The 23,488-nt window shown below is 72.4% G+C and carries 24 protein-coding genes and 1 tRNA gene; 10 read left to right on the forward strand and 15 right to left on the reverse strand.

Features of this window, described 5'->3' with window-relative positions; all coding sequences use genetic code 11:
• The first annotated feature begins 13 nt into the window (after window positions 1-13).
• Window positions 14-793, forward strand: coding sequence for a hypothetical protein (locus HALOF300_RS11650; RefSeq protein ID WP_156741108.1), 780 nt, complete (start codon window positions 14-16; stop codon window positions 791-793).
• A gap of 57 nt (window positions 794-850) precedes the next feature.
• Here the strand turns inward: HALOF300_RS11650 and HALOF300_RS11655 are convergent, their stop codons facing one another.
• The 4 genes from HALOF300_RS11655 to HALOF300_RS11670 form a co-directional block, all read right to left on the reverse strand.
• Entirely contained in the window at window positions 851-1,633 is a 783-nt protein-coding gene (locus tag HALOF300_RS11655) for an inositol monophosphatase family protein (RefSeq protein WP_156741109.1), read from the reverse strand.
• Window positions 1,634-1,785: 152 nt separating this feature from the next.
• Complete coding sequence (moaA, locus tag HALOF300_RS11660) at window positions 1,786-2,802, reverse strand: GTP 3',8-cyclase MoaA (protein ID WP_156741110.1); 1,017 nt, start codon at window positions 2,800-2,802, stop codon at window positions 1,786-1,788.
• On the reverse strand, window positions 2,799-3,224 hold the full coding sequence (locus tag HALOF300_RS11665) for a molybdenum cofactor biosynthesis protein MoaE (protein WP_156741111.1): 426 nt from the start codon (window positions 3,222-3,224) through the stop codon (window positions 2,799-2,801). Before HALOF300_RS11665 ends, moaA begins: the two co-directional genes overlap by 4 nt.
• Window positions 3,221-3,706 carry a MogA/MoaB family molybdenum cofactor biosynthesis protein gene (locus HALOF300_RS11670; protein WP_156741112.1) on the reverse strand — a complete coding sequence of 162 codons (486 nt, stop codon included), beginning with the start codon at window positions 3,704-3,706 and terminating at the stop codon, window positions 3,221-3,223. Before HALOF300_RS11670 ends, HALOF300_RS11665 begins: the two co-directional genes overlap by 4 nt.
• A 116-nt stretch (window positions 3,707-3,822) precedes the next feature.
• On the opposite strand from HALOF300_RS11670, the gene HALOF300_RS11675 reads away from it, so the two are divergent.
• The 3 genes from HALOF300_RS11675 (at window position 3,823) to HALOF300_RS11685 (ending at window position 6,213) form a co-directional block, all read left to right on the forward strand.
• On the forward strand, window positions 3,823-4,848 hold the full coding sequence (locus tag HALOF300_RS11675) for an HD domain-containing protein (protein WP_156741113.1): 1,026 nt from the start codon (window positions 3,823-3,825) through the stop codon (window positions 4,846-4,848).
• A 138-nt stretch (window positions 4,849-4,986) separates the two neighbouring features.
• The gene (locus tag HALOF300_RS11680; RefSeq protein ID WP_154795608.1) at window positions 4,987-5,277 is read left to right on the forward strand and encodes a WXG100 family type VII secretion target; all 291 of its coding nucleotides are present in this window, start codon (window positions 4,987-4,989) and stop codon (window positions 5,275-5,277) included.
• Between the two features lie 63 nt (window positions 5,278-5,340).
• Window positions 5,341-6,213: a DUF4031 domain-containing protein gene (locus HALOF300_RS11685; RefSeq protein ID WP_156741114.1), complete on the forward strand. Its 873-nt coding sequence runs from the start codon at window positions 5,341-5,343 to the stop codon at window positions 6,211-6,213.
• Between the two features lie 14 nt (window positions 6,214-6,227).
• Here the strand turns inward: HALOF300_RS11685 and HALOF300_RS11690 are convergent, their stop codons facing one another.
• From HALOF300_RS11690 to HALOF300_RS11700, 3 genes are all read right to left on the reverse strand, one after another.
• Window positions 6,228-6,896: a hypothetical protein gene (locus HALOF300_RS11690; protein WP_156741115.1), complete on the reverse strand. Its 669-nt coding sequence runs from the start codon at window positions 6,894-6,896 to the stop codon at window positions 6,228-6,230.
• 149 nt (window positions 6,897-7,045) lie between these two features.
• Window positions 7,046-8,683, reverse strand: a complete 1,638-nt coding sequence (gene groL, locus HALOF300_RS11695) for a chaperonin GroEL (protein ID WP_156741116.1) — start codon at window positions 8,681-8,683, stop codon at window positions 7,046-7,048.
• A 318-nt stretch (window positions 8,684-9,001) separates the two neighbouring features.
• Window positions 9,002-10,486 (reverse strand): phytoene desaturase family protein, encoded by a 1,485-nt coding sequence (locus HALOF300_RS11700; RefSeq protein WP_156741117.1) that lies wholly within the window; start codon window positions 10,484-10,486, stop codon window positions 9,002-9,004.
• Between the two features lie 65 nt (window positions 10,487-10,551).
• On the opposite strand from HALOF300_RS11700, the gene HALOF300_RS11705 reads away from it, so the two are divergent.
• Window positions 10,552-11,883, forward strand: coding sequence for a glycoside hydrolase family 15 protein (locus HALOF300_RS11705; protein ID WP_156741118.1), 1,332 nt, complete (start codon window positions 10,552-10,554; stop codon window positions 11,881-11,883).
• Between the two features lie 51 nt (window positions 11,884-11,934).
• Here the strand turns inward: HALOF300_RS11705 and HALOF300_RS11710 are convergent, their stop codons facing one another.
• Both HALOF300_RS11710 and HALOF300_RS11715 read right to left on the reverse strand, forming a co-directional pair.
• Window positions 11,935-12,540, reverse strand: a complete 606-nt coding sequence (locus tag HALOF300_RS11710) for a LytR C-terminal domain-containing protein (RefSeq protein WP_156741119.1) — start codon at window positions 12,538-12,540, stop codon at window positions 11,935-11,937.
• 27 nt (window positions 12,541-12,567) lie between these two features.
• A complete protein-coding gene (locus tag HALOF300_RS11715) occupies window positions 12,568-12,861 on the reverse strand; it encodes a DUF3263 domain-containing protein (protein ID WP_154795615.1) in 294 nt (97 codons plus the stop codon).
• Between the two features lie 241 nt (window positions 12,862-13,102).
• Here HALOF300_RS11715 and HALOF300_RS11720 point away from each other — a divergent pair, with 241 nt between their 5' ends.
• From HALOF300_RS11720 to HALOF300_RS11730, 3 genes are all read left to right on the forward strand, one after another.
• Window positions 13,103-13,801: a uracil-DNA glycosylase gene (locus tag HALOF300_RS11720; RefSeq protein WP_231955280.1), complete on the forward strand. Its 699-nt coding sequence runs from the start codon at window positions 13,103-13,105 to the stop codon at window positions 13,799-13,801.
• 151 nt (window positions 13,802-13,952) lie between these two features.
• Window positions 13,953-14,861 carry an SGNH/GDSL hydrolase family protein gene (locus HALOF300_RS11725; RefSeq protein WP_269455284.1) on the forward strand — a complete coding sequence of 303 codons (909 nt, stop codon included), beginning with the start codon at window positions 13,953-13,955 and terminating at the stop codon, window positions 14,859-14,861.
• Window positions 14,858-15,085 (forward strand): hypothetical protein, encoded by a 228-nt coding sequence (locus HALOF300_RS11730; protein ID WP_156741121.1) that lies wholly within the window; start codon window positions 14,858-14,860, stop codon window positions 15,083-15,085. Before HALOF300_RS11725 ends, HALOF300_RS11730 begins: the two co-directional genes overlap by 4 nt.
• A gap of 88 nt (window positions 15,086-15,173) precedes the next feature.
• Here HALOF300_RS11730 and HALOF300_RS11735 read toward each other — a convergent pair whose 3' ends face one another.
• Window positions 15,174-15,593, reverse strand: a complete 420-nt coding sequence (locus tag HALOF300_RS11735) for a pyridoxamine 5'-phosphate oxidase family protein (RefSeq protein ID WP_156741122.1) — start codon at window positions 15,591-15,593, stop codon at window positions 15,174-15,176.
• A 211-nt stretch (window positions 15,594-15,804) separates the two neighbouring features.
• On the opposite strand from HALOF300_RS11735, the gene HALOF300_RS11740 reads away from it, so the two are divergent.
• On the forward strand, window positions 15,805-17,721 hold the full coding sequence (locus tag HALOF300_RS11740) for an acyl-CoA dehydrogenase family protein (RefSeq protein WP_156741123.1): 1,917 nt from the start codon (window positions 15,805-15,807) through the stop codon (window positions 17,719-17,721).
• Between the two features lie 189 nt (window positions 17,722-17,910).
• Here the strand turns inward: HALOF300_RS11740 and HALOF300_RS11745 are convergent, their stop codons facing one another.
• Window positions 17,911-19,947 carry a S9 family peptidase gene (locus HALOF300_RS11745; RefSeq protein ID WP_156741124.1) on the reverse strand — a complete coding sequence of 679 codons (2,037 nt, stop codon included), beginning with the start codon at window positions 19,945-19,947 and terminating at the stop codon, window positions 17,911-17,913.
• Window positions 19,948-20,028: 81 nt separating this feature from the next.
• On the opposite strand from HALOF300_RS11745, the gene HALOF300_RS11750 reads away from it, so the two are divergent.
• A complete protein-coding gene (locus HALOF300_RS11750) occupies window positions 20,029-21,060 on the forward strand; it encodes a peptidoglycan DD-metalloendopeptidase family protein (protein ID WP_197522497.1) in 1,032 nt (343 codons plus the stop codon).
• Window positions 21,061-21,170: 110 nt separating this feature from the next.
• On the opposite strand, the gene HALOF300_RS11755 is transcribed toward HALOF300_RS11750, so the two are convergent.
• The 4 genes from HALOF300_RS11755 to HALOF300_RS11770 all read right to left on the reverse strand — a co-directional run bounded on the left by HALOF300_RS11755 (window position 21,171) and on the right by HALOF300_RS11770 (window position 23,472).
• A tRNA-Thr gene (locus tag HALOF300_RS11755) sits at window positions 21,171-21,246 on the reverse strand.
• Window positions 21,247-21,306: 60 nt separating this feature from the next.
• Entirely contained in the window at window positions 21,307-22,098 is a 792-nt protein-coding gene (locus HALOF300_RS11760) for a DsbA family protein (protein WP_156741126.1), read from the reverse strand.
• Window positions 22,099-22,102: 4 nt separating this feature from the next.
• Entirely contained in the window at window positions 22,103-22,891 is a 789-nt protein-coding gene (locus HALOF300_RS11765; RefSeq protein ID WP_156741127.1) for a DsbA family protein, read from the reverse strand.
• An 83-nt stretch (window positions 22,892-22,974) separates the two neighbouring features.
• Entirely contained in the window at window positions 22,975-23,472 is a 498-nt protein-coding gene (locus HALOF300_RS11770) for a hypothetical protein (RefSeq protein WP_156741128.1), read from the reverse strand.
• Window positions 23,473-23,488 lie beyond the last annotated feature (16 nt).

Genomic DNA, 23,488 nt, shown 5'->3' on the forward strand with positions numbered 1-23,488 from the left:
CCAGGAGCCCGCCATGACCGCACCGAGCACGAACCCCAGCCCGAGGCTCACGGCGCCCCGTGCGGCGACGGCCACGGCGCCGTCCACCACCGCGACCCCGAGCCGCACCGGGATCGCCAGCGGCGCTTGGATCGCGAGCAGCGCCGGGACCGCGACTCGCACCAGCCGGGCACCGACGTTCAGCCGGGCTGCCCTGGCCGTGGCCGGCGTCCTGTTCGTGCTGTACCCGGCCGTGCGCCCATGGACCGACGAGACCACCCTGGCTGGCGCCGCGGCGTTCGCCTCACAGCAGTGGGTGGCCGCCCACACGATGGGCATGTTCGCCTTCATGCTGGTCGCCGCGGCGCTGCTCGTCCGAGCCTTCGCGACCGGCCGGGCCCTCATCACCGCCACCCTCGCAGCCGTCGGTACCGCGCTGGTCCTGCCGTACTACGGCGCCGAGACGTTCGGCCTGCACGCCATCGGGCTGCGCGCCGTGGCCGACCGCGACGAGAGCCTGCTCGAACTGGCCGACACCGTCCGGTACGGACCGGTGCCGATGACCATGTTCGGGCTCGGCCTCCTCGCGCTCGCCGCGGCCGGGATCCTCCTCGCCCGTGACGCCTGGCGTGCCGGCGGCCTCACGCGCGCGGGTGGGCTGCTGACCGGGCTCATGCTGGCGCTGTACCTGCCGCAGTTCTTCGGCACCCCGGCGATGCGGATCGGGCACGGGGCCCTGCTCGCGATCGGGTGCATCCTGCTCGCGATCGCCTGGGGCCGCGCAGCGAACGGGCGGGCCACCGAGACTCGGTGAATTGGCGAGGGCACTGACGTCACCACGTCAGCGCCCTCGTTCGGGTGGGGTCGCGGCCTAGCCGACGAGGCTCGCGATCGGTCCCCGGACCTCCTCGAACACCTCCGCCGAGGCGGCGCCGATGAGCCAGGGGATGCCGACCCGGCGGGGCGCGTAGGCAGAGCCGTCGAGCCGCCCGGTGAAGCCCCCGGCCTCGGCCACCAGCAGCGCACCGGGCGCGTGGTCCCACGGCCAGTCGTTGCGGAAGCCGACGTAGTCCACCTCGCCGAGGGCGAGGTTCGCGTAGTCCACGCCGGCACACATCCAGGAGTCGCCGATCTGCAGCGGCGCCGGTGCCCGGCTGCGCAGGGGTTCGCTCGAGGTCACGCCGCGCAGTTCGGCGCCGTCGGCCGGGGCACTCCGCTGGATCCGGGTCCCGTTGAGGTACGCACCCGCATCGGCCTCGGCCACGAACGCCTCCTCGCGTTCGGGCACCCAGATCCAGGAACGCACCGGCTTCCCGCCCCGCAGCTCGGCCACCATCACCGCGTGGTCCGGGGATCCGTTGACGAAGTTCTTCGTGCCGTCCACCGGGTCGATGGTGAAGGAGTGCTCCGCCGTGGCGAAAGCCTGCAGCAGCGTCTTGTCCGCGGAGGTCGCCTCCTCGCCGAGGATGAGGGCGTCCGGGTATGCCGCCTGCAACGCCTCGGCGATGACGATCTCGCTCTCGCGGTCCGCCACGGTCACCAGGTCCCCGGGGGCCTTCTCGAACACCTGCCCCTCGGCGAGCGCGCGGAATCGCGGGGTGATGACGGTCGCGGCCGTCTCCTTCAGCAGGTCGAGGACGGCGTCGGTATCCATGCCCTCCAACCTGTCAGAGTCTCACCGTCGGCTGCGACGGCGTCTCACGGCCGGTGCCGAGCCGTCACCGGCCGTTCACCGGGCGACGTGAGGTGTCGCGGGCACGGGCCTCGCCGCCGGGACGATTCGGCCCGGTCGGTCGGACCTACGGGTCAGCCCCCGATGGCGCTCATCGGACGGTCCGGCTGGAGGAAGCCCGGGTCGTCGATGCCGTGACCGGGCAGCTTGCCCGCGATGCAGGTGTGCATGAGCGCCGCGATGTCGTCGTCGGTGCCGCCGCCGCGCAGGACGGCGAGCAGGTCGGACTCCTCGCGGGCGAACAGACAGTTGCGCAACTGTCCGTCCGCCGTCAGCCGGACCCGGTCGCAGGCCCCGCAGAACGGGAGCGTCACAGAACGGATCACCCCCACGGTGGTGGGGCCGCCGTCGATCAGGAACCGCTCGGCGGGCGAGGTGCCGCGGTCGCCGAACTCGGTGAGGTCGAAGACCTGCTCCAGCTCGGCGAGGATCTCCTCGCCGGTGACCATCGCGGCCCGGCTCCAGGTGTGGCCGGCGTCCAGTGGCATCTGCTCGATGAATCGCATCTCGGCGCCCTTGTCCCTGGCGAAGGCGACCAGGTCCACGAGCTCGTCGTCGTTCACGCCCCGCATCGCGACGGCGTTGATCTTCACGGGCGCGAGGCCCGCGGCGATCGCGGCGTCGATGCCGGCGAGCACCTCGGGGAGCTTGTCCCGGCGGGTGAGGTCATGGAACCGGTCGCGGCGCAGCGTGTCGAGGCTGACGTTCACGCGGGTCAGGCCGGCCTCGACCAGCGGCTCGGCGAGTTGCGGCAGCCGGATCCCGTTCGTGGTCATGGACAGCTCGAGCGGGCCGTCCTCGCCGATGATCGCGGACATCCGCGCGACCACGTCCACCGCGTCCGGGCGCAGCAGCGGTTCCCCGCCGGTGAGCCGTACCTCGACGATGCCGAGTGCGGCCGCGACCTCGGCGACCCGCACGAGTTCGTCGGTGGTGAGGATGTTCTCCTTGTGCAGCCACGGCACGCCCTCGGCCGGCATGCAGTAGGTGCAGCGCAGGTTGCACTTGTCCGTGAGGGAGATCCGCAGGTCGCGGTGCACCCGCCCGTACCGGTCGACGATCGGGCGGGCCAGGTCCGGCGAGACGCTCATGCCGATCCCACCCAGGTGTGGCTGCCGTCCGCGAGGTTCTGCTTCTTCCACATCGGCAGCTCCGCCTTGACGACCTCGACGAGGTCACGGCACGCGTCGAAGGCCGCGGCCCGGTGGGCGCTGCCGGCGCACGCGACGATGGCGAGTCCCCCGACGGCGACCTCCCCGGTGCGGTGGCTCACCGCGAGTGCGACGTCCGGGTGCACCGCGGCGACCCGCTCGGCGATCTCGGCGAGCACCCGCGGGGCGTCCGGGTGCGCGCTGTACTCCAGCCCGGTCACGGTGCCGGTCGCGTCGGGGCTGTGGTCGCGCACCGTGCCCAGGAAGCTGGCGACGGCGCCGGTGCCCGAGTCGGAGACGGCGGCCACGTGTGCGGCCACATCGAGCGATTCGGCGGAGATCGCGGTCAGGCGCACGCTCATCCGTGGTCACCGCCGTCCAGCTGGCTCAGCACGTGGGACACGAGCGGCAGCACCACGGCCACCGCGGAGGCGGCCCCACCCGGGGAACCGGGGGCGTTGACCACGAACGCCCGGCCGGAGGTGCCGGCCAGTCCGCGGCTCAGGATCGCCGTCGGCACTGTGGCCGCGTCGCGGCGGCGCAGTTCCTCACCGATCCCGGGCAGTTCGGTGTCGAGGACCCGAGCCGTCCCCTCGGGGGTGCGGTCCCGCGGCGAGATGCCGGTACCGCCGCTGGTCAGTACGAACCGGGCACCGCCGTCGACGGCGTCCCGCAGGGCCGCCTCGACGGCGTCGGCGCCGTCCGGGACCACCTGGACCGGACCGACGTCGTACCCGGCCTCGGCGAGCAGGCCGGCGGCGCGGGCGCCGGAGACGTCCTCGCGCTCTCCGGCCGCGCACCGGTCCGAGACCGTGATCACAACCGTCCGAATACCGTTCTGCATCCAGCCAGCCTACGTCCTGGGAGCGAGGACACGGTGCGGTCGCGCTCGTGCGGCCGGGGCGCCGGACCCGGGCTACGATCGCCTCGTCAGTTCAGTCGTTGAGAGAATGTGAATCGATGGGCGTCATCGACGCACCACAGTGGGTCCTGTCCGCATGGCGCAGGAGTCTGGAGGCGGTGGGTGCCACCGCCGACCGCGAGGCCATCGAAGCCCGCGGGGAAGCACTCATCGGCCGATGGTCCGAGCCGGATCGGATCCACCACAACATGAAGCGGCTCATCGGGGTGCTGGCCCGGGTGGACGAACTCGCCCCGGAGACCCACCACCCGGACATCGTGCGCATCGCCGCCTGGTACCACGGCGCCGTCTTCAACGCGGCCGCCCGCGAGGCCTACGCCCACCGGGGTGGGGTGGACGAGGCGGCCTCCGCCGCCCTCGCGCGCACCGAGCTCACCGAGCTCGGGGTCCCGGAGAAGGTCGTCAACCGGATCGCGGAACTGATCTCCGTGCTGGCCCGCCACGCCGCCCCGGCCACGGACATCGACGCCCAGGCCCTGTGCGATGCCGACCTCGGTGGCCTCGCGTCCGAGCCGCAGAAGTACGAGGCGTACCGGCGCGAGGTGCGCGAGGAGTACCGTCACATCCCGCAGCGGGACTACGTCGAGGCCCGGCTGAGGATCGTGACGAAGCTGCTCGGCCGGACCCATCTGTTCCGGTCCCCGCTCGGGCGGGACTGGGAGGACGCGGCCCGGGAGAACCTGAACGCCGAGCTGGCGCGCCTCACCAGCGAACTGGCCACCCTGCCTCCGCGCGCGGAGGATGAGCCGGATCCGAGCCGGGCGGACGTGGCACGTTCGGGGTCCGATCCGGACGCGGACGACGCCGGGTTCGGACTCTCCGACCAGGCGCCGGAGCCGCGGGACTCCGAGCGGGCGACCCGCACGGCGGTGCCGGACGTGGACCTGCCGCCGGAGCGTGCGCCCGCCTCCGACCGGTCCCGCGGCACGGAGGGTACGTGGCCGAACCGGCCGCCGTCGATGCGTTCCGCAGACGCGGAGCCGGAGGAGGACGAGGCGCAGCACGAGACCTCGCTGAGCCGGCCCCCACGGATGCCGGCCCGACAGCGCCCAACCTCGGACTGAGCGGGCGTCCACAGCGAGCCCGCTGGTGCCGCTGCCCGCACAGCGGCACCGCGGCCAACGCCGTGTCGGCTCGGTTGCTCCTAGCGTCGATCCTCAGGACCGCACACCTCGTGCGGTCATGAGATCGAGGAGACAGACATGACCCGATTCGAGGTCGATGCGGCCGAGGTGGCCAGGGCCGGTGCGGCGGCGCGCAGTTCGGCGACGATCATCAACACGGAGGTCAGTAACATGATGCGGCACCTCACCGCCCTGCAGTCGTCGTGGCGCGGCGGCGCGTCCACCGCGTTCGGCGCGCTGATCGTGGAGTGGCGGGCCACGCAGCAGCAGGTGGAGGCGAACCTCGAGCAGATCTCGCTGGCGCTGGATGCCAGTGCGCGCCAGTACGAGGACACCGAGTTCAACGCGACGCGGATGTTCTCCCGGTAGCACCGCCGGCGCCCGCCGCGGCGACGTGGCGGGCGCGGGCATCCGGCGCCCTACCCTGGAGCGGTGGCAGTCCTGATCGATCCGCCGATGTGGCCGGCGCACGGCACGTTGTTCTCGCACCTGGTCTCGGACGAGTCCCTGGCCGAGTTGCACGAGTTCGCGCGGCGGGCCGGGCTGCCCGAACGCGCCTTCGACCGCGACCACTACGACGTGCCCGCCCGTCGGCACACCGAACTCGTGGCGCAGGGGGCCCGGCCGGTCACCGGCGGTGACCTCATCCGTGGCCTACGTGCGAGCGGCCTGCGGGTGCGGGCCCGGGACCGACGCGAGCACCTCGACGTGGCGCTGACCCTGCGATGGCGCCTGCTCCTGCCGGGCAACGAGGCACTCGGCGCGGAACTTCTGAAGCGGTGGGGCGAGCCGCACCGGCACTACCACGACGGCACGCACCTGCTCGCCGTGCTGGAGGCTGCCGACGCGTTGTCCGAACCCGACCCGGCACCGACGACGGTGCTGCTCGCGGCCTGGTTCCACGACGCCGTCTACGCCGGGGTCGCGGGCCGGGACGAGCAGGACTCCGCCGGCCTGGCCCGGGACCGGCTCACCGGGTCCGGGGTCGCTGCCGCGGATGTCGACGAGGTCGTTCGGCTGGTGCTGCTGACCGCCTCGCACGCGCCGGAGCCGGGCGACACCGCGGGCGCGCTGCTCTGCGACGCGGACCTGTCCGTCCTCGGCCGCGAGCCGGCCGGCTACGCCCGCTACCTGGCCGCGGTGCGGGCGGACTACGCCCACGTCAGTGACACGGACTTCGCCAACGGACGGGCCGCCGTCGTCCGCCACCTGCTTACGTTGGACCCGTTGTTCCACACCGAACGCGGCCGGAGGCTGTGGGCGGAGCAGGCGCGTGCGAACCTGCTGGGCGAACTCCCGGGCTGAGACGGCCGTGCTCGTCAGATCAGGCGGCCGGCAAGGATCGAGCCGAGGTTCGTCACGCCATGGAACACCTGCGGCGGTGCGAACGCACCCAGCGGCTGCGCCAGCGGTCCGAGCAGATCGCCGCGCTGTCCGAGCGATAGTCGGTAGACCTCACCGCGCCGGTACCGGCCGAGGTTCGGGTACTGAGCGTCGGCTCCCGGGTGCAGGGAGAACTCCAGGGCCACCACGACCCCGTCCGAGAAGGGGCCACCGCGCGACCGGGAGTGTCCGTACTTGACGTCGACCGCGGCCAGGTCGACCCAGCGAACCGCCCATGGGTAGCCCTTCGGGTCCTGGTAGTCCAGACCCATCGGCCCGATCTCGAGTGCGCGCGCCCGGAGCACCTTGGGCATCGTCAGCAGCGGCAACAACCCGGCGAGCAGGAAGATCGCCCCGACGGCGATCGGCACGAAACCCTGGTCCGAGGCGAGCCCTCCGAACACCGCGACGAGCCCGACACCGAGCGTCAGCACGGTACCTGCGACCTGGATCAGGATGCCCTTGGCATTCGGCCTCAGGTCCACCCGGACCGGCGCCCCCGTGCCGGTCCGGTGTGGCGCCTGCGACTGCCACCCGGAGGATGCCCCCTGCACACTCCCCGACCAGCCGGGCTGATACCCCGGTTCCTGACTGCCTGCACCCATGGGACCCGAACCTAGTGCGCGGCCCAGCGTCGCAGCCATGGGCAGTCCTTCCCGCCCGAGACGAGGCGAAGACCCCCGGTCCAATCGGACCGGGGGTCTTCGTGTGATGCGTTCGACCGGCGCAGGGCCGGGCTGCGATCCCTAGGGGATCAGAAGCCCATGCCGCCCATGCCGCCCATGTCGTCGCCACCGCCGCCGGCAGGCGCAGAGGCCTTCTCCGGCTTGTCGGCCACGATGGCCTCGGTGGTGAGGAACAGGCCGGCGATCGAGGCGGCGTTCTGCAGAGCGGAACGGGTCACCTTGACCGGGTCGTTGATGCCGGCAGCGAGGAGGTCCTCGTACTCGCCGGTCGCGGCGTTGAGGCCGTGACCGTCGGGCAGGTTGCGGACCTTCTCCGCGACAACTCCGCCTTCGAGGCCGGCGTTGATCGCGATCTGCTTGAGCGGCGCGTCCACGGCCACGCGAACGATGTTCGCGCCGGTGGCCTCGTCACCCTCGAGGTCGAGGGTGGCGAACGCGGTGTTCGCGGCCTGGATGAGGGCCACGCCACCACCGGCGACGATGCCCTCCTCGACGGCAGCCTTCGCGTTGCGGACGGCGTCCTCGATGCGGTGCTTGCGCTCCTTGAGCTCCACCTCGGTGGCGGCCCCGGCCTTGATCACCGCGACACCACCGGCGAGCTTCGCGAGGCGCTCCTGGAGCTTCTCGCGGTCGTAGTCGGAGTCGGAGTTCTCGATCTCGGCGCGGATCTGCGACACGCGACCGGCGATGCTGTCGGCCTCGCCGGCACCCTCGACGATCGTGGTCTCGTCCTTGGTGATGACCACCTTGCGGGCGGTACCGAGGACCTCGAGGCCAACGTTGTCCAGCTTCAGACCCACGGTCTCGCTGACGACCTGGCCGCCGGTGAGGATCGCGATGTCGGTCAGCATGGCCTTGCGGCGGTCGCCGAAGCCCGGGGCCTTGACCGCGACGGACTTGAAGATGCCACGGAGCTTGTTCAGCACCAGGGTCGCCAGGGCCTCGCCCTCGACGTCCTCGGAGATGATCAGCAGCGGCTTGCCGGCCTGGATGACCTTCTCCAGCAGCGGCAGCAGCTCCTTGACGTTCGAGATCTTCGACTCGACGAGCAGCACGTAGGCGTCCTCCAGGACGGCCTCCTGACGCTCCTGGTCGGTGACGAAGTACGCGGACAGGTAGCCCTTGTCGAAGCGCATACCCTCCGTGAGCTCGAGCTCCAGGCCGAGGGCGTTGGACTCCTCGACGGTGATGACGCCCTCCTTGCCGACCTTGTCCAGAGCCTCGGCGATGAGCTCGCCGATCTGGGGGTCGCCGGCGGAGATGGCGGCGGTGGCGGCGATCTGCTCCTTGGTCTCGATCTCCTTGGAGGAGTCGAGCAGGGCAGCGGTCACGGCCTCGACGGCCTTCTCGATGCCGCGCTTGAGGGCGATCGGGTTGGCGCCGGCCGCGACGTTGCGCAGGCCCTCGCGCACGAGCGCCTGGGCGAGCACGGTGGCGGTGGTGGTGCCGTCACCCGCGACGTCGTCGGTCTTCTTGGCGACCTCCTTGACGAGCTCGGCGCCAATCTTCTCGAAGGGCTCCTCGAGGTCGATCTCCTTGGCGATGGACACGCCATCGTTGGTGATCGTGGGGGCGCCCCACTTCTTCTCCAGGACGACGTTGCGTCCCTTCGGGCCGAGTGTGACCTTCACGGTGTCGGCGAGGATGTTGAGTCCACGCTCCATCCCGCGGCGGGCCTCCTCGTTGAAGGCGATGATCTTTGCCATTCGGGTCTGATCCTCCGGTACTGGCTTTCGTAAGGCCGGTGCGATGCCCGCGACGGACGACGCCACCCGATGCGTTCATGTCCCGCACCGGCGCAGCGCCTCATCTCACTGACCAGGTGTTGTCACTCTCAAGGCGAGAGTGCTAACGCCATTATTGGCACTCTCACCCGGAGAGTGCAAGAAGGGCCCGACGGCGGAGGCACGGTTTCGCGGTCAGGTGAACCCGGGCGCGTGGTCGCCCCGGGCGACTCGGCGCGGATGGCCGTGACGCCGGTCACAGCGACCGTCGACCGGAACCGGTCGGCTACCTCAGGAGGCTCAGGCCGTCGAGCGCGGCGCCAGCGACGGCGACCGCACCTCGAACCGCCGGGCCAGTGCCCGCCGCGCCGCGTGGTGCCCGCCCATGCCGTGCACCCCTGGCCCCGGCGGCACCGACGCCGAGCACAGGTACACCCCGGGGATGCCCGCGGCGAACGGGTCCGTGCTGAGCCGTGGGCGCGCGGCCATGCCCCAGGTGGAGACGGCGCCGGCGGCAATGTCCCCGCCGATGTAGTTCTGGTTGTGCTCGGCCATGTCGGCGGCGGGCACGCACCGGGAATCGACGACGACATCCCGGAAGCCCGGCGCGAAACGCTCGATCTGCGCGGTGACGGCCTCCGTGACATCCACGGTGCTGCCCGACGGCACGTGGGCGTAGGCCCAGCCGGGTCGCAGCCCGGCGACGACCCGGCCGGGATCGGCCACGCTCGGGTCCGAGAACAGCACCATCGGCGTCGCCGCATGCGCGCCGTCGGCCACAAGGGACTCGGCGTACGCCATCTCCTCCCGGGTGCCGCCCACGTGCACCGTGCTCGCCGTCCCCACCCGGGGGTCCGCCCACGGCACCGGGCCGGAGAGCACATAGTCCACCTTCGCGGCGGCGTCGCCGTAACGGAACCGGGCCAGCGCCGCGCGGACCCGCTCCGGCATCCGCTCACCCCAGATCTCCAGCAGGGTCGCCGGAGTGGTGTCGAAGAGGTAGGCGCGTGCCCGCGGCAGCTCCCGCCAGGTCCGGACCCGGTGGCCGGTCTGGATCCGCCCGCCGTGCGCCTCGAGATCCGCACGGAGCGCGCCGATGATGGCCCCGGACCCACCGACGGGGATCGGCCAGCCGGCCGCGTGCGCGAGGGTGGCGAGCATGATCGCGGTGCCGGCACCGGCGAGCGAGGGCTGCGTGCTGATCGAGTGGGCGGCCACTCCGGTGAACAGCGCGGGGGCGACGTCGCCCCGGAACCGGGCCGACCAGGCTCGCGTGCCCTGCTCGAACAGCCGGGCGGCCGCTCCGACGGCCGCCCGCAGCCCGGTGGGCGTGAGCAGACCGGCCGGCAGGCTCCGGCGGTCGCCGAGCGCGAGCTCGGTGAGCACGGCCGAGTTCTCGACGAGGGGACCGAACAGGTCGAACCAGGCCGCGCCGTCGGGCCCCAGTTCGGCGGCCGTGCGCCCGAGCGAGCGGTACGCGATCCCGGCCGGACCGTCGAGCATCGGCTGCGCGTAGGCGGCCTCGGGGACCCGCAGGTCCACGCCGCGGGCGGCGAGGTCGAACTCGGCGAAGAACGGGCTGGCCAGCGCGAGCGGGTGCACCGCGGAACAGATGTCGTGGACCACACCGGGGGCGAGGCCGAGATCGAGGGTGCGGGCGCCGCCGCCGACGGTCTCCTCCGCCTCGAGCACGGTGACCTCGAGACCGGCCCGGGCCAGGGTGACGGCGGCCGCGAGCCCGTTCGGTCCGGAGCCGATCACCACGGCGTCCGTCTGTGCCCTCATGCTGCCATTGTCGCGCACCCGTGAGCGGGCCCGCGCCGACGCTCCCTGACTTAGGATCGACCGCAATGAGCTCCCGCCGTCGCAGATTCTGGACGCTCGCCGCCGTGGTCGCCGTGGTGGCTCTCGTCGGTGCTGCAGCAGCCGTGCGCGATCGCGGCCGCGTGGACGAGGTGGGCCTCTACACGCTCGGGATCGGGGTCCAGGCCGACGGATCGGTGACGACGATCCCCACGGACTCCGACGCCCACTACCTGCCCGGTACCCGGGTGATCGCCCCGGGCCCGGACGCGAGCGACGCCGACCGCGAAGCGGCCGAGGCGCTGGCCGAGGAGACGACGGCGTGGCTCGACGCGGGGACCGTGCCGGGCGCCGGTGGCCGGCACGAGGAACTCGTCACGGACGCCCTCCTCGACCTGCACACCCTGACGCTCGACGGCGGCGCCGCCGTCGCCGGGTTCTCGACCAAGTGGCGCTACGTCTGGCCACGCGACGCGTCGTTCGTGGCGGCGGCGCTCACCGTGACCGGCCACCACGAGGACGCCGTCGAGGTCTTCACGTTCCTGGACGGCGTGCAGCACCCGGACGGCAGCTTCGAGGCGCGCTACCTGCCGGACGGGTCCGGCCCACCCGATGCCCGTGGCCTGCAGACCGACGGCACCGGCTGGGTGCTCTGGGCGCTCGCGTACGTGGCGGACGTGCTGGGGCCGGGCACCGAGCGCGACGAGTTCCTGGCCCGGTTCACGCCGATGATCGAGCGGTCCACCGGCTATCTGCAGACCCAGGTGGCGAACCCGCGGTCGCTGCCCGCGCCGTCGGCGGACTACTGGGAGCACCGCGAGAGCGCCCTGACCCTCGGCACCGCGGCCCCGGTCCTGGCCGGCCTCGAGGCGTCCGCGCGGCTGTACTCCTGGCTCGGCCGGGACCCCGACGCCGCCGCGGTGGGCGCGGACGCCGACCGGCTCGAGCAGGCGGTCGTGGCGAACTTCGGGCAGACCGGGTACGGCCGCTACGCCGGCCGGTCTCCACGGGACGCGGCGACCGCGTTCGTGCTGCCGCCGTTCCAGCCCGAGGCTCTGCCGGGGGCGGCCGCAGCCTGGGAGTCCTCGATCGAGGAGATGGACAGGCCCGCCGGAGGCCTCGCCCCGGGCGGATCGTGGCCGGAGACCTCCATCTCCTGGACACCGCAGACCAGCCTGTACGCCTGGTCCGCCGCTGCGAACGGTGAGACCGACCGTGCCGACGGATGGCTGACGTGGATCACGCAGCACCGCACCCCGCTCGGGGCGATCCCCGAAAAGGTGGGGCCGGACGGCTCCCCCGCCGGCGTCGCGCCGCTGATGTGGTCCGCGGCCGTGGTTATCCTCACCGTCGCCGAGCTCGAGGGCAACGCTCCCTGAGCCCGACGGCGGAACTCGCCGCCTCCAGGTCCGGCCGCCTGGGGTGGGGCGTCAGTTCCGGAAGGCGTCGTCGCGCAGCACCACGACGATGCCGTTCGAGGCCGCCGAGGAGTCCTCGATGAGGTCGGTGACGCTGAGCAGCTCGCCGACGGCCGCAGCCTCCTCGGCCATGTCCGCGCTGGTGTAGAAGACTGCCGACGCGGTGGGCAGCTCGCGCGTGTAGTTGTCAGGTGTGACGGTCGTCCAGCCATCCTCGGTGAGGACTTCTGCGGCCTCCCCGGCCAGGCCGGAGATGCCGGCGCCGTTGAGGACGTAGACGGACAGGGCTCGGTCGAGGTCCGCCGGTTCGTCCGTGGTCGGGTCCACGGTGGGCTCCTCGGTGGCCGGGGGCTCCTCGGTGGTGCCGTCCGTCGGGGTCGGCTCGCCTGCCTCGGTCGTGGTGGTCGGTGCGGCGGTGGGGTCGTCCCCGCCGCCGAACCCGCCGGAGAGCAGGCGCACGGCCCCGAACGCGAGCGTCGGGGCGAGGATGATCACCAGGATGAACGGCAGGAACGCTCGCCATCGCGACTGCTGTGCGCGGTGCACGCCCTGTGGGGTCCGATCCGCGCCGAGGGCGTCGAACTCGTCCTCGGAATGCGGATAGTCCCTGTTACTCACACCGGAAGGTTAACGGCTCGGACAGGCTCAGAGTTCATTGCCGAGGCGGCGTGCCGAACGCTCGCGCTGGCGGGTGCTGCGCATGCGGCGCAGCCTCTTGACGAGCATCGGCTCGGCGGCGAGCGCCGTTGGGTCGTCGATCAGGGCGTTCAGGACCTGGTAGTACCGGGTCGCGGACATGTCGAAGAGCTCGCGGATGGCGGTCTCCTTCGCCCCGGCGTACTTCCACCACTGCCGCTCGAAGGCGAGGATCTCGGCGTCGCGTTCACTCAGTGTTGCTGCGTCCGAACTCTGCGTGGACAACACCCGCGCTGCCGACATCGTGCCTCCTCGTTCCCGGTTCCGTCGTGGACCGCCCATCCTGCGGCGACCCGTGGTGGTTCATAGTAGGGGCAAACGACACGCGTGTCATTCCTGCCGCGCCGGAGCCGCTGTGGTACGCGTGTAGCCCGATCGGTGTCGCTCCGCGCCCGTCGTCAGGCTCGTCGCGCTGGTCATGCCCTGGACCCGGATCAGCGCCGTGGAAGGTTGCCCACAGCCGTCGATCTGCCAGGGTAGACGGGTGAACAGCGTCAAGGAGGGCGGCCCGCGCCCGCTCACGGATCTGATCGACCCGGGCTGGGCCGCGGCCTTGGCCGAGGTGGAGCCGCAGGTGCATGCGATGGGCGAGTTCCTGCGGGGCGAGGTGGCCGCCGGGCGCGGTTACCTGCCAGCCGGGGAACACGTGCTGCGGGCGTTCACGAACCCGCTGGCCGATGTGAGGGTGCTGATCGTCGGGCAGGATCCCTACCCGACCCCGGGTCACGCCATGGGCCTGTCCTTCTCCGTGGCCCCCGACGTGCGACCGGTGCCGCGGTCGCTGCAGAACATCTACCGCGAGCTCGGCACGGACCTCGCTCTGCCCACCCCGGCCAACGGCGACCTGTCCCCATGGGCGGACGCCGGCGTCCTGCTGCTGAACCGGAGCCTGACGGTCCGACCGGGTGAACCGGCGTCCCACCGGGGCAAGGGCTGGGAGGCGGTCACCGACGCCGCGATCCGCGCGCTCGTGGCACGAGGCACCCCGTTGGTGGCGATCCTGTGGGGCAACGACGCCCGCTCCCTGACCCCGCTGCTCGGTCAGACGCCGATCGTCGCGAGCGCGCACCCCAGTCCCCTGTCCGCCTCCCGTGGGTTCTTCGGGTCGCGTCCGTTCAGCCGCGCGAACGCCCTGCTCGTGGAACAGGGCGGGCCGCCCGTGGACTGGTCCCTCCAGCCCTGACGCTGCCTCCGGCTGAGACAGAGCGTTCCGGGCGAGTCAGAGCATCACACCGCTCTGATTCGGCCGGGACCCTCTGGATCACCGCCTCGTCTCAGCGCAGCATCGTGGATTCTCGTAGCCAGGACCGCGGTGACCGGAGTAGGAAGGAGTGGTGAACCCCGTGCTGCACCCGGTCTCCGATCCCGCCCGCTGGTCCCGGTACGTCGCCTGCGGTGACTCCATGACCGAAGGCCTGTGGGATCCGGACCCGGACGACGCCGCCCAGGTCCGCGGCTGGGCCGACCAGCTCGCCGGCTCGCTGTCGGCACGCCGGGTCGACGCCGGCCTGGCCCCGCTGGAGTACGCGAACCTCGCCATCCGCGGGCGGCTCCTCGAACCGATCATCGCCGAACAGCTCCCGATCGCGCTCGAGGCCGAACCCGACCTGATCTCCCTCGTCGGCGGCGGCAACGACCTGCTCCGGCCCGGCTCCGACCCGGACCGGATGGCCGCGATCCTCGAGGACGCCGTGCACACGATCCGGCGGGCCGGGGTGGACGTGCTCCTCGCGACCGGGACGGACACCCGGCAGGCCGGGGTGCTGCGCGCCATCCGGGGCCGGGTCGCCACCTTCAACGCGCACATCTGGTCGATCGCCCGTCGGCACGATGCCTACGTGGTCGACGTGTGGGGGCTGCGGGCCATCCAGGACTGGCGGATGTGGGCACAGGACCGCATCCACCTCACCACCGACGGACACCAGCGGGTCGCGCAGGCGGCGCTGGTGGCGCTCGGTCTCACGCCCGACGACGCAGCCTGGGCCGATCCGTTGGCTCGCCTCGCGCCGGTCCCGACCGGGCAGCGGTTCCGTTCCGACGCGGAATGGTTCGTCCGCGACGTCTACCCATGGGCGACCCGCCGCCTGCGCGGCCGTTCCTCCGGGGACGCCCGTGTGCCCAAGCGACCACGGGTCGAGCCGCTGCCACCCGCCACGTCCGCAGCGACGCCGTCGGACGCCGTCCGCGAGCCGGTGCCACCTCCGGAGCCGTCCGGACCCGCCGACACCACGGTGCCGCGATGAGCGGCAACCGCCCGGACGGGTTCTCCTACCGCGAGGTGGGTACCGAGGTGCGGATCACCCACAACGGCCACCATGCCACGACCCTGCGCGGGGGTCGGGCCGCCGAGTTCCTACGCGAGGTCGAGCTCGGCGACCCCCAGGAACTGATGGCCCGGGTGACCGGCAACTACAAGCACGGGAACGAACGCACCGCGCGCAACCATCCGCGCAACCGGGGCCGCTGAGGCCAACTCCGCCGGTGTCGACCACCGCGTCGACCACCTGACACCGGCGGACGGCGACGTCATCGTGCGGCCCAGCACCCCGCCGTCGTCAGTTCGGACCGAGGTCTGCCGAGTACCAGTGCTGCGGCTGCATCCGGACCAGGAGTTGAACCCCGAAGCCGGCCGCCATCTCGACGTACGCGGCCGCGCCGTCGCCCAGGTAGCGGCGTGCGATCGCGAGGTGTTCGTCGTCCGTCGCCTCCCGGGACTCGGTGACCGGGCCCTCCACGCTCACGTACCGCACCCGCGGCGAGGACTGCTCGGCGAGCAGCGAGAACCGGCCGGCGGCTTCGATCAGGCGCGACTTGACGGAGTCCACCGGGGTCACCACCCACAGCGAACCGGCGGGCTGGTAGCCGTACCAGATCGGCACCACGAGCGGTCCGCGGTCCGGACCGGCGCCGACGGCGAGCGCGCCGATGTGGGGCTGGGCCAGGAACTCCTCACGTTCGGCCTGTGGCAGTCCCATGCTGTCTCCTATCGATCGGTGGGTGCCGTCGACGCTAACCGCGACCCCCGACATCACGGACCGCAGGAGATTCGCCACGAGCGAGAGTGCTGTGGTGGCGACCCCTTCCGCTCTCTCGCCGATCCCGGCACCGGCCCCAATGCCGAAAACCGGCGGACGCGGTCGAACCGGTGGAGACTGGAGCAAGGCAGGTGTTCGCAGGGAGGCGATCATGACGGACCAACCGGTAGTCACCGAGCGCGAGGCCAGGGCCGTGGCCGAACAGGCCCGGCAGAGCGAGTGGACCATGGACTCGTTCGCCAAGGACCTGTACCTCGGCCAGTTCCGCCCGGACCGGATCTGGCCCCGGCCACCCGAGGACCCCGAGCGCGAGGCCCGCGGCGACGAGTTCCTGACGACCCTGGACGCCCACCTGCGAGAACACGTGGACGGTCAGCGGATCGAGACCGAGGACCGGATCTCCGACGAGGACCTGGCCGGACTGATCGGGCTCGGCGTGTTCGGCATCAAGATCCCGACCCGCTACGGCGGGCTCGGGCTCAGCCAGGTGCACTACAACCGGGCACTGATGTTGCTCGGGACCGTGCACCCGAGCCTCGGCGCACTGATCTCCGCGCACCAGTCCATCGGGGTGCCCGAGCCGGTCAAGCAGTTCGGCAACCCCGAGCAGAAGGAGCAGTACCTGCGCCGGTGTGCTGAGGGTGCGATCTCCGCGTTCCTGCTCACGGAGCCGGACGTCGGGTCGGACCCGGCCCGGCTGCAGACCTCCGCCACCCGCACCCCCGAGGGCGACTACCTGCTCGACGGCGTGAAGCTGTGGACGACGAACGGCGTCCTCGCCGAACTGCTCGTCGTGATGGCGAGGGTCGCCCCGCACGCGGACGGCAAGGGCGGGATCACCGCGTTCGTGGTGGAGGCGGACGCCCCGGGCATCACCGTCGAGCGCCGGAACACGTTCATGGGACTGAAAGGCCTCGAGAACGGGCTGACCCGGCTCCACCAGGTGCGGGTGCCCGCAGCAGCCGTGATCGGCCGTGAGGGTCAGGGCCTGAAGATCGCGCTCACCACGCTGAACACCGGGCGGCTGTCCATCCCGGCGCTGTGCGTCGCGGCGAGCAAGTGGTCGCTCAAGATCGCCCGCGAGTGGGCGCTCGAGCGGGTGCAGTGGGGCCGGCCGGTCGGGCGGCACCCCGCCATCGCCCATCAGCTCGCGTTCATGGCGGCGACCACCTACGCCGAGGAGGCGATGGTCGAGATCGCCGGCGAGCTCTCCGACTCCGGCGCGGCCGACATCCGGATCGAGGCCGCGCTCGCCAAGCTCTGGTGCTCCGAGATGGCCTGGCAGGTCGCGGACCGGCTCGTGCAGATCCGGGGCGGGCGCGGGTATGAGACTGCCGCGTCCCTTGCCGCCCGCGGCGAACGGGCCGTGCCGGCCGAGCAGGTGCTCCGGGACCTGCGGATCAACCGGATCTTCGAGGGCTCCAGCGAGATCATGCACCTGCTGATCGCCCGGGAGGCCGTGGACGCGCACCTGTCCGTTGCCGGCCGGCTCATCGACCCGGACGCGGACCTGCCGGCCAAGGCCGAGGCGGCCAAGGCGGCGGCCGGCTTCTACGCCGGCTGGTTGCCGCGCCTGGTCGTCGGCCCCGGGGACTCCCCCACCTCCTACGCCGACCTCGGCCCGCTCGCCGGCCACCTGCGGTTCGTGGAGCGCACGTCCCGGCGGCTGGCCCGGTCGACGTTCTACGGGATGGCCCGCTGGCAGGGTGGCCTCGAGCACAAGCAGGGCTTCCTCGCCCGGATCGTCGACATCGGGGCCGAACTGTTCGCGATGACGGCCGTTTGCGCGCACGCCTCACGTCACGGCGGCGGGGCCGGCCCCGGCTCCCCGCAGGCCCTGGCGGACGCGTTCTGCCGGCAGTCGAGGCTGCGGGTGGCCGGGCTGCTGCGGGCCCTGTGGGTGAACACCGACGGCGCCGACGAGACCCTCGCGTCCGACGTGCTCGAGGGCCGCTACTCCTGGGCCGAGGCGGGCATCATCGATGCCTCCGAGGGCTCCGGCCCATGGATCACCGAGGCCACCCCGGGCCCGTCGGCCCGGGAGTCGGTGGCCCGCCGGTACCGCTGAGCGGTCGGCGGTCGGCGGTCGGGGCAGGGCAGGGCAGGGCAGGGCGAACTGTCCCCCTCGCCCGCGCAGCACTGGCGCGAGCATCAGTGGTGCGACTCAGACGCACTGGGTGCCTCGGAATCGCACCACTACGAGTCAGTCAAGTGCCGACCACCACACCACTCCCGTGAATGTGGCGGCCGGCCCCACCTAGCCCACCGGCGCCTGCACCGGCAGGTGCTTGGCCCACCACGCGAGGATGTGCTCGAACCGGGCGATGCGGTGCTTCGGCTGGCCGGACCGGCTCAACTCGTGGCCCTCCCCCGGGAACAGCAGGAACTCGGTCTCGACCCCGCGCCGCTTGAGCCCGACGTACCAGCGCTGCCCCTGCTCGATGGGGCACCGCCAGTCCTGCTCGGAGTGGATCACGAGGGTGGGCGTGCGGACCTTGTCCAGGTGCGCCATCGGACTCTGCGCTGCGACCGCCGTCGGGTCGTCACCGAGGTAGCGCCGCCCGAAGAACCAGCCGATGTCGCTCGAGCCCTCGAAGCTCACCGGGTCGAGGAAGCCGCGCTCCACGATCGCGGCCACGAACCGGTCCGTGCGCGTGGTCAGCCAGGCCGTCAGGTACCCGCCGTAGGACCCACCGAGCACGCCCACGCGATCAGCGTCGAGCCTGGGGTCGGCGGCCAGGGCCGCGTCAAGGAAGGCGAGCACGTCCGCGGTGTCCCGGTCACCGAACCCACCGGTGATCGCCCGGCCGTGCTCCTGCCCGTACCCGGAGGAGCCGCGCGGGTTGCAGAACACGACGGCGTACCCGGCCGACGCGTACACCTGCACCTCGTCGAAGAACGTCGGGGTGTACTGGGCGTGCGGGCCGCCGTGGATGAGCAGCAGCACCGGGTGTGGGCCGGGACCGGACGGCGCCACCACCCAGCCGTGCACGGGGTAGCCGTCGCCACTCGTGGCCTCCAGCTCGACCGGCTCGAGCACACCCGCCTCGGTACGCAGCCGGGCGGAGAGGTCGCTGACCCGGACCGGGCGCTCGCCCTCGACGAGCCAGAGGTCGCCGACACTGTCGACGGCGGTCGCGGCCAGCAGGATCTGGGCGCCGTCGTCGCTGATGTCGGCGCCGGTGACCTCGGCGGCGCCCTCGAAGACGGGCGTCAACTCACCGTCGGCCCAGCGCACGAGCTCGGTGGTGCCGCGCCGTTCACGGGTGAGCAGTACCCCGCCGTCGACGGCGAGGAACACCGTGCCCCCGAGGCTCTCGGTGACCGGGTCGGTCAGGCCCTCCAGGTCGGTGATCGCGGTCCCGTCCCAACGTCCGCGGTACAGGGCCGCCGAACGGCCGATGAAGTCCATGTCGTCGTCACCGAGGTCGGAGCGCAGCAGCCAGACGGCGTCGGCATCGTCGAACAGGACGACGCCGACGTTGCCGGGGCCGACGTCGAGAACGCGTGCCGCGGACGTACCAGTCGCGTCGTGGTGGACCAGCTCGGGCACGAGCGCGTCCGCGACCCCGCGGATCACGAGCAGCCCCGCACCGTCCGGGGTCCACACCGGGCTCCGGTGGTCCTGGGCGGCCGAGGTGACCTGCACCGGGTCGACCCCCGCCGTCGCCAACCGGCCAGGCACCTCGGCGCCATCGGAGCTGTTCTCGCCGGACCCCTTCGGATCGGAAGCCTGCCCCACGGACGGAAGGTCCGCCGTCGGGTCCGGCACCGCCGGCACGTCGATCACGAACACGTGCTGCGGCCGGTCCCCGTAGAAGCCGATGCCGTCGTTGCGGTAGGTGAACGTGGTGATGTGCCGGGGCGGTTCGGCGCCGGGGCCGACCTTCTCGTCGGTGCCGTACCGGCCGGCCTCGGGCACCCGGGCGGTGTAGGCGATCCGCTGGGAGTCCGGGGAGAACACCGGCCGGCCGGAGATCCCGGTGGGGTGGTCGGTGAGGAGCCGGGGTTCGCCGCCGCTGGTGGCCATGACCGCGAGTTGCGGCTTGCCGCCCTCGGGGGCGCGCACGAACGCGAGCCACTGCCCGTCCGGGGAGAACACCGGCTCGGAGTCCTTTGCGCCGTGCGTGAACGGACGCAGCGCGCCGGACGGCAGGTCCTGGCGCCACAGCGCGGTCCGGTAGGAGTCGTCCTCGACGTCGGTGCGGGTCAGCGCGACCACCGCCCAGGTGCCGTCGGGGTGCAGGGTCGGGGTGCCGGGCCGGGTGTACAGGCTCAGGTGTTCGGGACGCATCTCGCGAGCCTATTCCCGCCCGGGGACCGAATCCGAATGGGACCATGGATGGCACCACCATCACCGACGGGGAGGTCGAGTGTGAGTGCGGAGCAGCCGGTGCCGGCGCGGCGCGATGACGTCGGCGAGCACGACGACGATCTGGTCACCGAGGAGGTCGTCGAATTCGACGACGGCGTGGAGTACGTCCCGCCGCCGGCGCCACCGGGCGAACGCGAACCCGGGCCGAGGTGGGTCACGCCGCTGCCCACCGGCGTGCGGGCCACCTCGAACTTCGGTCCGCGCGGCGGGATCCTGCACGCCGGCGACGACTACGCCCCGCCCAAGCCCGCCCAGCAGGGCATCCCGGTCTTCGCGATCGCTGACGGCGTGGTGGTCGCGGCCAAGGTCAAGGCACTGAAGGGCCACTCCGGCAACGGCGTACTGATCGACCACGGCGGCAAGGTCCGGTCCTACTACGGCCACCTCGCGTCGTTCAAGGTCGGCGCCACACAGCGGGTACGCGCCGGGCAGCAGGTCGGCGTGATGGGCCACACCGGCAACGTCAAGCCTTCGGGCGCCGCCGGCACCCACCTGCACCTGGGGATCCTGGTCGGCGGCGCCTTCACCGACCCGTCCGTGTTCCTGACGGCCCGCGGGGTGAGGATCGGCAGTTCCGCCACCCACGGCACCGGCCCGATCACGCCCAAGACCCAGGGGCAGCCGAGACCGAAGGGCCACGACCCCGCGGTGGAGAAGATCATGCGGAACGCCCTGATCCCGCTCGGCTATTACCGGGGCCGGCCCGACGGTGTTGCCGGGGACCTGTACCGGGCCGCCGTCAGCGCCTATCAGCGGGCGCAGCGCTGGCCCAAGGGCGGGCTGCCGGCGCAGGGCTCCTGGGACGCGCGGACCCAGACCCACTTCGGCTGGACGAGAACGCTCCAGGCCTCGCTCAACGAGTGGGCGGGTACCGATATCGCCGTCGACGGGGACTACCTCGCCAGGACCGCCACGCGCGTCCTGGAGGTCATGACCCGCAACCATGGTGGTGCTTACCCGGCCACGGCCCGCGTCGACGGCGAGCCCGGGCCGGTCTTCTGCCGGATGCTCGGGATCGGTGCGCATCCCTGAGGCGGCGCGCCCTCACCTCACTCGCAACCGACGGGCTCGGCACCCAGAGGGCGAATGACGGCCCCGTGACCTCGGATCATCACGGCGGGAAACACGCCGGGCGGCTGATCTGGAGCCACCTGTCGGATTCGAACCGACGACCGTCCGCTTACAAGGCGGGTGCTCTACCAGCTGAGCTAAGGTGGCGCGCCCTCACGGGCTCCGGACGAGTCTGCCAGAGTCCGCGAGGGGGTGACCAAACGAGTTTCACGCCCCGCCGGCGGCGGCCTCGATCGCCTCGCGGAGCACGCCGGGCTCCGTCCAGGTCACGTCCAGGACTTCGCCGTCGAGCAGGACCTGCGGGGTGGACCGGTTGCCGGTGTCCCGCTCCATCTGGTTCGTGGCGGCCTCGACCCACTCCGGGTACTGGCCGTCGGTGAACGTGTCGATGGCTTCCTGCGGCACGCCCGCGTCCGCGGCGATCTCGGCGAGCTGGTCGTCCGAGAGCGCCACGAGCTCCTGCTCCTGGAACGCGAAGACGGCGTCGATGAACGCCGCGAACTGCCCGGGGGCGTAGTTCGCGACCGCCGCGGCGGCGATCGCGGACCGCTGCGAGGCACCGGCCGCGCCGGGGTCAACGATCGCGACCGGGTGGTAGACCACGGTCAGGTCGCCGGCCTCGCGCAGCTCGGTGAGGTCGGCGGCGTTGACCGCCTCGAACTCCACGCAGTGCGGGCACATGAAGTCGAGGTAGGCGTTCAGCACCGGGGCACCATCGTTGGCAGTGCCCGCGGCACCGTCGGCACCGACACTGATCCCGCCGTGCAGGTCGGAGTTCGCCGGCCGCACCTCGACGTCCTCGAGGTAGGACTTGTTCGCCTGCTGGGCGATCAGGATCCCGGCCGCCACGATCAGCCCGACGAGGGCGACCGCGCCGGCGATCAGGATGGCGCGGGTACGCCGTTCCTTCTGCGCCTGCTCGGCCCGGATCCGCTCCGCCTCCGCCCGGGCGCGATCCCGGGCGGAGGCCGACGTGGCCTTGTTCGACCGCGACGCCATGTCGTCAGGCGGCGTCGGTGACGGCGGCCAGGAACGCGCCCGGCTCCGTCCAGTTGCCGCTCCAGTCCTGACCGTCGATGTGGATCGTCGGGGTGCCACTGACGCCGTCGCGCTGTGACTGCTGGGTGGCCACACCGACCCAGTCGGTGTAGGTGCCCGCCGCGAGGGAGTCCGCGACCTCCTGGGACACGCCCGCCTCGACGGCGATCGCGACGATCTCCTCGTCGGTCAGGCCCGGGCCGCCCTCGGCCGGCTGGTTCGCGAAGAGGGCCTCGGCGAACGGCAGGGCCATGGCCGGCTCGGCCGCCGAGACGGTCGCGAACGCGTTCGCGGCGCGGGTGGAGTACATGGTGCCCGCCGACGCGCTGTCCAGGTTGGCGAGCGGGTGGTAGGTGATGGTGGCCGTGCCGTCCGCGGCCAGCGCGGCCACGTCCTCGCCGTTGACCTGCTCGAACTGACCGCAGTAGGGGCACAGGAAGTCGAGGTAGACGTCGACCTCCACGGCGCCCTCGTTCGGGCTGCCGGCGCCCTCGGCGCCGATCGGGATGCCGCCGTGCAGGTTCGAACCCGCGGGGACCTCACCCTCGAAGTCCGAGAGCAGGGTCCGCCCTGCGGCCTGGTAGATGAAGAAGCCGGCGGTCGCGATCAGCGCGATCACGAGTACGACGGCGCCGATGAGGATGCCGCGGTTGCGCTTCTCGCGCTTGGCCGCCTGCTCGCGCAGACGGGCCGCCTCGAGTCGGGCCGCCTCGCGGCGCTCCTCGCGGGTCGCCTTGGGGGTGTTCGCTGCCATGGGAGTCGTCCTTGTCCTGGGTGCGCGGCGTCTGGCCGCTGCGGGTGCGGAGGGCGTGCTGGTCGGCTGCGGTTTCCGCGCGCCTACGCGCACACCGGCGGACCGCGGCGCAACACCTGCCGCGAGGGACGATCGGCGGCCACGGAGTTGGCCAGCCAGTCGACGAACATCTGCCCGACGGCGGGGGTCGCCCTCGGTCGTTCGGGTCGCCGCGAGCGCAGCAACATCGCGATGCCGTCGCGGACGGCGGCCGCGGCCTTCGCCAGCCAGTGCCCGACGGCGACGGCGGCCAGGTTCGCGAGCACGGCGGTCGCCGCGAGCGCGGCGAACACCCCGAGCAGGGTGGCCGTGTGTGGCCCGAAGCCCACGTACCCGGTGGGACAGTCCGCGACCCCGCGCATCTGCGCCACGTTCTGGGCGACGAACCCGATCAGGCCGGTGCCGCGCACGCACTCGCTCGAGCGCAGCAGCGCGGTGAAGCCGGCGGTCAGTGCGGGCCAGGCGAGCACGGTGGCGACGAGCAGGGCAGGGGACGTCGGGCGCGCGAGTGCGCGCACACGCCTGCTCCAGCCACCGGTCACGCCCCACAGGATACGG

It is taken from the genome of Occultella aeris, from assembly GCF_902703175.1.
In the GTDB taxonomy this organism is placed as follows: Bacteria; Actinomycetota; Actinomycetes; order Actinomycetales; family Beutenbergiaceae; genus Occultella; species Occultella aeris.

Coding starts and splice junctions, on each gene's coding strand:
- HALOF300_RS11650 (WP_156741108.1), top strand. CDS start 14: ATGACCGCACCGAGCACGAACCCCAGCCCGAGGCTCACGGCGCCCCGT.
- HALOF300_RS11655 (WP_156741109.1), bottom strand. CDS start 1,633: ATGGATACCGACGCCGTCCTCGACCTGCTGAAGGAGACGGCCGCGACC.
- moaA (WP_156741110.1), bottom strand. CDS start 2,802: ATGAGCGTCTCGCCGGACCTGGCCCGCCCGATCGTCGACCGGTACGGG.
- HALOF300_RS11665 (WP_156741111.1), bottom strand. CDS start 3,224: ATGAGCGTGCGCCTGACCGCGATCTCCGCCGAATCGCTCGATGTGGCC.
- HALOF300_RS11670 (WP_156741112.1), bottom strand. CDS start 3,706: ATGCAGAACGGTATTCGGACGGTTGTGATCACGGTCTCGGACCGGTGC.
- HALOF300_RS11675 (WP_156741113.1), top strand. CDS start 3,823: ATGGGCGTCATCGACGCACCACAGTGGGTCCTGTCCGCATGGCGCAGG.
- HALOF300_RS11680 (WP_154795608.1), top strand. CDS start 4,987: ATGACCCGATTCGAGGTCGATGCGGCCGAGGTGGCCAGGGCCGGTGCG.
- HALOF300_RS11690 (WP_156741115.1), bottom strand. CDS start 6,896: ATGGGTGCAGGCAGTCAGGAACCGGGGTATCAGCCCGGCTGGTCGGGG.
- groL (WP_156741116.1), bottom strand. CDS start 8,683: ATGGCAAAGATCATCGCCTTCAACGAGGAGGCCCGCCGCGGGATGGAG.
- HALOF300_RS11700 (WP_156741117.1), bottom strand. CDS start 10,486: ATGAGGGCACAGACGGACGCCGTGGTGATCGGCTCCGGACCGAACGGG.
- HALOF300_RS11705 (WP_156741118.1), top strand. CDS start 10,552: ATGAGCTCCCGCCGTCGCAGATTCTGGACGCTCGCCGCCGTGGTCGCC.
- HALOF300_RS11715 (WP_154795615.1), bottom strand. CDS start 12,861: ATGTCGGCAGCGCGGGTGTTGTCCACGCAGAGTTCGGACGCAGCAACA.
- HALOF300_RS11730 (WP_156741121.1), top strand. CDS start 14,858: ATGAGCGGCAACCGCCCGGACGGGTTCTCCTACCGCGAGGTGGGTACC.
- HALOF300_RS11735 (WP_156741122.1), bottom strand. CDS start 15,593: ATGGGACTGCCACAGGCCGAACGTGAGGAGTTCCTGGCCCAGCCCCAC.
- HALOF300_RS11740 (WP_156741123.1), top strand. CDS start 15,805: ATGACGGACCAACCGGTAGTCACCGAGCGCGAGGCCAGGGCCGTGGCC.
- HALOF300_RS11745 (WP_156741124.1), bottom strand. CDS start 19,947: ATGCGTCCCGAACACCTGAGCCTGTACACCCGGCCCGGCACCCCGACC.
- HALOF300_RS11760 (WP_156741126.1), bottom strand. CDS start 22,098: ATGGCGTCGCGGTCGAACAAGGCCACGTCGGCCTCCGCCCGGGATCGC.
- HALOF300_RS11765 (WP_156741127.1), bottom strand. CDS start 22,891: ATGGCAGCGAACACCCCCAAGGCGACCCGCGAGGAGCGCCGCGAGGCG.